We start from the raw sequence: 7627 nt of genomic DNA, 5'->3' as shown, positions 1-7627 counted from the left end.
GGTGTCCGCCGTCGTCAGCGCGGTGCGCCCCTACCCGGCGCAGGCGGCGGGGGACAGCCCCTTCTCCTCGCCGAGCGGGGCGGCGCTGCCCGGCGCGCTCGCCCAGCTCGTCACCACCGGGGCCACGGGCCTGCTCGCGCTCCCGGCCGTCGCGCTCGCGCTCGCCTCCGCGCTGTGGCCCTGGTGCGGGGCGCTGGCCCTGGTCGCGGGCGCGGGCCTCGGGGCGCTGGTCGTGCGCGAGGGGGTGCGGCGGGGCGGTGCGCTGCTCGACCGGCGGGGCCCGGAGCTGCTCGCCGCGGTGCGCCGCGACCGCTGAGGCGGTGCGGCAGGATGCCGCCCATGCCTGCTGCGCCGAGCGTCTCCTACTCGATCACGGTCCGCCTCGAGCTCCCCGCGCGGCCCACCGCGGTGAGCGAGCTCACCTCGGCCATCGAGAGCGGGCACGGCATCGTCACGGCGCTCGACGTCACGGCCTCCGGCGCGGGCCGGGTCCGGGTGGACGTGACGTGCGCCACGCGCGGCACCGACCACGCCGACGAGATCGTCGAGCACCTGCGCGCGCTCGACGGCGTGGACATCGGCCGAGTGTCGGACCGGACCTTCCTCGCCCACCTCGGCGGCAAGATCTCCGTCGAGCCGAAGATGCCGATCCGCAACCGCGACGACCTCTCGCTCATCTACACGCCCGGCGTCGCCCGCGTCTGCGAGGCCATCGCCAAGGAGCCCGCCGACGCGCGGCGCCTGACCATCAAGCGCAACACCGTGGCCGTCGTCACGGACGGCACGGCGGTGCTCGGCCTCGGCGACATCGGCCCGCTCGCGGCGCTGCCGGTCATGGAGGGCAAGGCCGCGCTCTTCAAGCGCTTCGGCGGCATCGACGCGTTCCCGATCTGCCTCGACACGACCGACACCGAGGAGATCATCAGCGCGGTCAAGGCCATCGCCCCCGTCTTCGCGGGCATCAACCTCGAGGACATCGCCGCGCCGCGGTGCTTCGAGATCGAGGACCGGCTCCGCGAGGAGCTCGACATCCCCGTCTTCCACGACGACCAGCACGGCACGGCCATCGTCTGCACGGCGGCGCTGCTCAACGCGCTCAAGGTCGTGGGCAAGCAGCTGCCCGACGTCCGCGTCGTCATGTCCGGGGCGGGGGCCGCCGGCACCGCGGTGCTCAAGCTGCTGCTCGCCGCCGGGGCGCGCGACGTCGTCGTCGCCGACATCGACGGGGTCGTGCACGCGGAGCGTCCCGGCCTGCACCCCTCGGCCCGCTGGACGGCCGAGCACACCAACCCGCGCGGCCTCACGGGCACGCTCAAGGACGCCCTCGCGGGGGCGGACGTCTTCATCGGCGTCAGCGCGCCCAACATCCTCACCGGCGAGGACATCGGCACGATGGCGGCCGACGCGGTCGTCTTCGCGCTCGCCAACCCGGTGCCGGAGGTCGACCCGACGGCGGCCGCCGAGCACGCCGCCGTCGTCGCCACGGGGCGCAGCGACTTCGCCAACCAGATCAACAACGTGCTCGCTTTCCCGGGCGTCTTCCGGGGGCTGCTCGACGCGCAGTCGCACTCGATCGACGAGGACATGCTCCTCGCGGCCGCCCGGGCGCTCGCCGCGGTCGTCGGCGACGACGAGCTCAACGCGGCCTACATCGTCCCGAGCGTCTTCCACCCGGACGTCGCCACGGTCGTGGCCGACGCCGTCGAGGCCGCCGCCCGGGCCGCCGGCGCGGGGGAGACCCCCTCGCCCGTCGTGGCCGCCACCGAGGCCGCCGCCGAGGCGGGCGAGGACGTCGGCTCCTCCGCGGGCGCGGTCGCCGGCACGCTCTGAGGGACCCGGCCCGACGGCCGAGGGCCGCGGGTCCCGGGGGCGCCCGTCGCGCGGCCGGTCCGGGCGGTGGCGATGATGGCGCCGTGGTGACGGACGGCGACCGGTACGTGGGGCGGCTGCTCGTGGCCGCGCCCTCGCTGTGGGAGCAGGAGTTCCGGCGCACCGTCGTCCTCGTCCTCGACCACGACGACGCGGGGGCGCTCGGCGTCGTGGTGAACCGGCCCCTGCCCGTGCGGGTCGACGCCGTGCTGCCGCCCTGGCAGGAGCACGTCACCGAGCCCGCGCGCCTCTTCCGCGGCGGCCCGGTGGCCCTCGACTCCGCGCTCGGCCTCGTCGTCGTGCCCGGCGACGGCCCCGAGCCCGTCGGCGTGCGCCGCATCATCGGCGCGCTGGGCCTCGTCGACCTCGACGCCGTGCCCGCCGACGTCTCCCGCTCCGCCTCCGGGCTGCGCATCTTCGCCGGGTACGCGGGCTGGAGCCCCGGCCAGCTCGAGGGGGAGGTCGCCGAGGGCTCCTGGCTCGTGCTCGACGCCGAGCCCTCCGACGCCGTCACCTCGCGCCCGGCCGGCCTGTGGGCCGACGTGCTGCGCCGCCAGCCCGGTCGGCTCTCGCTGCTGGCGAGCTTCCCCGACGACCCGACGCACAACTGACCCGCCGGGCGTCCCGCCGCGCCCCCTCCCGGGGCGATGTGTGGCCATGTGGCCCTCCCGCCGGACCCTCCCGAGGCGATGAGTGGCCATGTCGCCCCTGCCGCGCATCCCCGGACTCGTCCGGGCCGTACGGCCGCACGTCGCCCTGCGGTGGAGCGTTCCGAGGGCGACATGGCCACATGTCGCCCTGCGGGGAAGCGTTCCGAGGGCGACATGGCCACACGTCGACCGTGGGGACGGCGCGGTCGTCGTCGCTGCCCGCCGCCGGGGGCGCGCCGACGTAGCATCGGCGCCCATGAGCACCTCCTCGCCCGAGCCCCCCGACGGCCCGTCGTCGGACCCGTCGCGCTCCGCGACGTCGGTCCTCGAGCGCGAGCTCGTCGAGCAGCCGCAGCTGTCGGAGCCCGGCGACCACGAGCGCTTCGCGCACTACGTGCGCAAGGAGAAGATCATGGAGTCGGCGCTGTCGGGAGAGCCCGTCACCGCCCTCTGCGGGAAGGTCTGGGTGCCGGGTCGCGACCCGAAGCGGTTCCCCGTCTGCCCGCAGTGCAAGGAGGTCTACGAGGGCCTGCGCGAGCCCGCCGACGGCGGCGGCTCCGGCGGCGACAAGTGACGGCGGTCGCCCGGCCGGCCGGGGGCGCACCGGCCGCGTGAGCACCCGCACCTCCCGCGCCGTCCCCGCCCAGGGGGCGCAGCGCCGCGCCAGCACGCCCGCGCGAGCCCTGCGCGCCTGGCAGAGCGCCGCCCTCGACCTCTACGACGCCGAGCCCGGCCGCGAGGACTTTCTCGTCACGGCCACGCCCGGCGCCGGCAAGACGACGTTCGCGCTGGCCCTCGCCTCCCGCCTGCTCGAGCGCCGCGTCGTCGACCGCGTCGTCGTCGTGTGCCCGACCGACCACCTGCGCACCCAGTGGGCCGACGCCGCCGACCGCGCGGGCGTCGTCCTCGACCCGGCGCTGCCCAACAGCGTCGGGCCCGTGCCGGCCGGGGCGCAGGGCTACGTGACGACGTACGCGCAGGTGGCGGGCAAGCCCGCGCTGCACGCCGCGCGCTCCACGGCCAAGCGCACCCTCGTCGTGCTCGACGAGGTGCACCACGCCGGTGACGGCCTCTCCTGGGGCGACGCGTGCGCCGAGGCCTTCGAGGGCGCGCGCCGCCGCCTGTGCCTGACGGGGACGCCGTTCCGCACCAAGCCCGGCGAGCGCATCCCCTTCGTCCACTACGAGGACGTCGGCGGCGGCGAGCTGCGCAGCCGCGCCGACTACACCTACGGCTACCGCGAGGCGCTCGCCGACGCCGTCGTGCGCCCCGTCGTCTTCGCCGCCTACACCGGCACCTCGCGGTGGCGGAACAGCGCGGGCGAGGTCGTGGCGGCGTCGCTGTCGGAGCCGGGCACGCGCTCGGTCGAGGCGGCGGCGTGGAAGACGGCGCTGGACCCGCGCGGCGGCTGGGTGCCCCACGTCGTCGCCGCCATGGACGACCGGATCACGCACCTGCGCGAGACGGGCATGCCCGACGCCGGCGGGCTCGTCCTCGCGAGCGACCAGGACGACGCGCGCGCCTACGCCGACGTCGTCAAGCGGGTCACGGGGACGGCGCCCGTCCTCATCCTCTCCGACGACCCGAAGGCGTCGCGGAAGATCGAGGACTTCGCGGCGGGCACCCAGCGGATGGCCGTCTGCGTCCGCATGGTCTCCGAGGGCGTCGACGTGCCGCGGGCCGCCTGCCTCGCGTGGATGACGAGCTACCGCACGCCCCTCTTCTTCGCCCAGGCCGTCGGGCGCGTGGTGCGCTCCCGCTCGCCGCGCGAGTCCGCCACCGTCTTCCTGCCGGCCGTGCGGCCGCTGCTGGCGCTGGCGGCCGAGCTCGAGAGCGAGCGCGAGCACGTCCTCCCGGCCCCGGCGGAGGCGCCCGACGACGCCCTCGACCTGCGGCCCCCGCCGGAGCGGGAGGCGTCCGACGCCGTCGGCCAGCACGAGTCGCTGGAGGCGGACGCGCAGTTCGCGCACGTCCTCCACGGCGGCCGCGCGGTCGTGGCGGAGCCGGCGGGCCCGGAGGACGAGGAGTTCCTCGGCATCCCGGGCCTGCTCACGCCGGAGCAGACCGCGTCGCTGCTCGCGAGCCGCGACGAGGAGACTCGACGGCGGATCGCCGCCTCCCGCGGGGGCGAGGGGGCCGAGGACCAGGGGACCGCCGTCGAGGACGCGCCCGAGGAGCCCGACGAGGCCGCGTGGCGCAGCACCGCGGGCCTGCGCCGGGAGGTCAACCGGCTCGTGGGCCAGCTCGCGGCGCGCACGGGCGTGCCCCACGCGGTCGTCCACCGGCGCCTGCGCACCGAGGTGCCGGGGCCCGGCTCGGCGACCGCGTCGCCCGAGCTCCTGGCGCGGCGGCGCGACCACCTGCTCGCCTCCCTCTGACGTGGCCGCCCGCCGCGCGGCCCGCCCGCTCGTGGTCCCATGTCCTGAGATGCGCCGCGGCCGAGGCGTGGACCGCGAGAGGATCGGCGGCGGCGCCCGCCCCCTCGGGTCGGCGCCCCGCCCGGCGTCCCGGTCCTGACCTGCGGAGGTGCTGCGTGAACGAGCGCGTGCTGCGCGTGGCGCTGCTCGGCTGCGGCGTCGTCGGCTCGGAGGTGGCGCGCGAGCTGCTCGAGCAGCCCGACGAGCTCGCCGCCCGGTGCGGCGCGCGCCTGGAGCTGGTCGGCGTCGCCGTCCGCCGCCCCGGCCGCCAGCGCCCGCCCGGCCTCGACCCGGCCCTGCTGACGACCGACGCCGAGGGCCTCGTCGAGCGCGCCGACCTCGTCGTCGAGGTCATCGGCGGCATCGAGCCCGCCCGCTCGCTGCTGCTGCGGGCCATGGCGCACGGCGCGTCGGTCGTCACCGCGAACAAGGCGCTGCTCGCCGAGGACGGCCCGCGGCTGTACGAGGCGGCCGACGCCGCGGGCGTCGACCTCTACTTCGAGGCGGCCGTGGCGGGGGCCATCCCCATCGTCCGCCCGCTGCGGGACTCCCTCGTGGGCGACCGCGTGGACCGGGTGCTCGGCGTCGTCAACGGGACGACGAACTACGTCCTCGACCAGATGGACACGACCGGCGCGGGCCTCGACGAGGCCGTGCAGGAGGCGCAGGCCCTGGGCTACGCCGAGGCCGACCCGACGGCCGACGTCGAGGGCTTCGACGCCGCCGCGAAGGCCGCGATCATCGCCTCGCTCGCCTTCCACACGCGCGTGAGCGCCGCCGACGTCCACCGGGAGGGCATCACGGGGGTCACGGCCGGGGACGTCGCGGCCGCGCGCGAGGCCGGCGCCGTCGTCAAGCTCCTCGCGATCTGCGAGCGCACGGCTGGGGAGGACGGCGACCCCGAGGGCCCGGGCGCCGGCGTCTCGGTGCGCGTGCACCCGGCGATGGTCCCGCGCACCCACCCGCTGGCGGGCGTGCGCGGCGCCTTCAACGCGGTCTTCGTCGAGGCGCGCGGCGCCGGGCCGCTGATGTTCTACGGGCAGGGCGCCGGCGGCGCCCCCACGGCCAGCGCCGTCCTCGGCGACCTCGTCGCCGTCGCCCGCCACCGGGTCACCGGGGGCCGCGGGTCGTCGGAGTCGGCCCACGCGGACCTGCCGGTGCGGCCCATGGGGGAGGCGCTGACCCGCTACCACGTGCGCCTGGAGGTCCAGGACCGGCCGGGCGCGCTGGCGCAGGTCGCGCAGGTCTTCGCCGACCACGGCGCGAGCGTCGAGACGGTGCGGCAGACGCCCCTCGGCGACGGCGCCGAGGGCACCGCGGCGCTCGTCGTCGCCACGCACGAGGCCCGCGACGCGGCCCTGGCCGCGACCGTGGAGGCGCTGGAGGCCGCCCCGGCGGTGCTCGGCATCACCTCGGTCCTGCGCGTCGAGGGCGCCTGAGCCGCACGACCGCAGGAGCACTCGGCCCGGCGGCGACGCCGGCGGGCCGCCACCCGGAGCCCGCGCCCGTCGGGGGCGCCGACGAGGCGCGACGAGCGCCGCAGGAGGGGAGCTGACCGTGGCCCACGTCTGGCGCGGCGTCATCGAGGAGTACCGCGACCGGCTGCCCTTCGGCGGCGACGACCCGGTGGTAACGCTGGGGGAGGGCGGCACCCCGCTGGTGCGGGCGCACGCGCTGTCCGAGCGCACGTCCTGCGAGGTCTTCGTCAAGGTGGAGGGCTGCAACCCCACCGGGTCGTTCAAGGACCGGGGCATGACGTCGGCGATCTCGCGGGCCAAGGGGCTCGGGGCGCGGGCCGTGATCTGCGCCTCCACGGGCAACACGTCGGCGTCGGCGGCGGCCTACGCCACGGCGGCGGGGATGGCCTGCGGCGTGCTCGTGCCCGAGGGCAAGATCGCCCTCGGCAAGCTCAGCCAGGCCATCGCCCACGGCGCGACCCTGCTGCAGGTCGACGGCAACTTCGACGACTGCCTCACGCTGGCCCGCAAGCTCGCCGAGGCCTACCCCGTCGAGCTCGTCAACAGCGTCAACCCCTACCGCATCGAGGGGCAGAAGACCGGTGCCTTCGAGGTCGTCGACGTCCTCGGGGACGCGCCCGACGTCCACTGCCTGCCCGTGGGCAACGCCGGCAACATCACGGCGTACTGGAAGGGCTACACGGAGTACACGACGTCGTCGCCGCAGCCGGGGCCCGCGACGCGGACGCCGCGGATGTGGGGCTTCCAGGCCGCGGGCGCGGCGCCGATCGTCCTGGGGCACCCCGTCGACGCGCCCGACACGCTGGCGACGGCGATCCGCATCGGCAACCCCGCGTCGTGGGAGCAGGCGGTCGCGGCCCGGGACGACTCCGGCGGGCTCGTCGCGAGCGTCACCGACGAGGAGATCCTCGCCGCGCACCGGCTCCTGTCGAGCGAGGACGGAGTCTTCGTCGAGCCGGCCTCGGCGGCCGGCGTCGCGGGGCTGCTTAAGCGGCACGCCGCCGGCGACCTCGACCCGGGCCTGCGCGTCGTCGTCACGGTCACGGGCCACGGGCTCAAGGACCCGCAGTGGGCGCTGCGCGCGGCGGACGGCGAGGAGGTCTCGCCGGTGCGCGTGCCCGTCGACGCCATGACCGCCGCGGCCGCGCTCGGCCTCGAGGGCTGAGCGCCGTGGCGGGCCCGACGGCGGACGCAGCGGTGGGCCCCTCGGGCG

General features: G+C 77.0%; 6 protein-coding genes and 1 pseudogene. All 7 read left to right on the top strand.

The genetic code is table 11. The features are described 5' to 3' along the window. Positions 1 to 316, top strand: a pseudogene (locus tag HLB09_RS10320) (hypothetical protein); the annotation flags it as partial. 23 nt (positions 317 to 339) lie between these two features. After that, entirely contained in the window at positions 340 to 1830 is a 1491-nt protein-coding gene (locus tag HLB09_RS10315) for an NAD-dependent malic enzyme (protein ID WP_171203293.1), read from the top strand. An 83-nt stretch (positions 1831 to 1913) separates the two neighbouring features. Further along, complete coding sequence (locus tag HLB09_RS10310; RefSeq protein WP_322790125.1) at positions 1914 to 2480, top strand: YqgE/AlgH family protein; 567 nt, start codon at positions 1914 to 1916, stop codon at positions 2478 to 2480. A 295-nt stretch (positions 2481 to 2775) separates the two neighbouring features. Beyond that, a complete protein-coding gene (locus HLB09_RS10305) occupies positions 2776 to 3093 on the top strand; it encodes a DUF3039 domain-containing protein (RefSeq protein WP_171203292.1) in 318 nt (105 codons plus the stop codon). Between the two features lie 37 nt (positions 3094 to 3130). Beyond that, the gene (locus HLB09_RS10300) at positions 3131 to 4897 is read left to right on the top strand and encodes a DEAD/DEAH box helicase (protein ID WP_171203291.1); all 1767 of its coding nucleotides are present in this window, start codon (positions 3131 to 3133) and stop codon (positions 4895 to 4897) included. Positions 4898 to 5052: 155 nt separating this feature from the next. Further along, on the top strand, positions 5053 to 6375 hold the full coding sequence (locus HLB09_RS10295; protein WP_322790124.1) for a homoserine dehydrogenase: 1323 nt from the start codon (positions 5053 to 5055) through the stop codon (positions 6373 to 6375). A 118-nt stretch (positions 6376 to 6493) separates the two neighbouring features. Continuing rightward, positions 6494 to 7579 carry a threonine synthase gene (gene thrC, locus HLB09_RS10290; RefSeq protein ID WP_171203290.1) on the top strand — a complete coding sequence of 362 codons (1086 nt, stop codon included), beginning with the start codon at positions 6494 to 6496 and terminating at the stop codon, positions 7577 to 7579. The last annotated feature ends 48 nt before the right edge of the window (positions 7580 to 7627 follow it).

The organism is Pseudokineococcus marinus, assembly GCF_013004605.1.
In the GTDB taxonomy this organism is placed as follows: Bacteria; Actinomycetota; Actinomycetes; order Actinomycetales; family Quadrisphaeraceae; genus Pseudokineococcus; species Pseudokineococcus marinus.
The sequence above is the reverse complement of the archived record's forward strand: the minus strand, read 5'-3'. Positions and strand labels throughout refer to the sequence as shown.

Coding starts and splice junctions, on each gene's coding strand:
- HLB09_RS10315 (WP_171203293.1), top strand. CDS start 340: ATGCCTGCTGCGCCGAGCGTCTCCTACTCGATCACGGTCCGCCTCGAG.
- HLB09_RS10305 (WP_171203292.1), top strand. CDS start 2,776: ATGAGCACCTCCTCGCCCGAGCCCCCCGACGGCCCGTCGTCGGACCCG.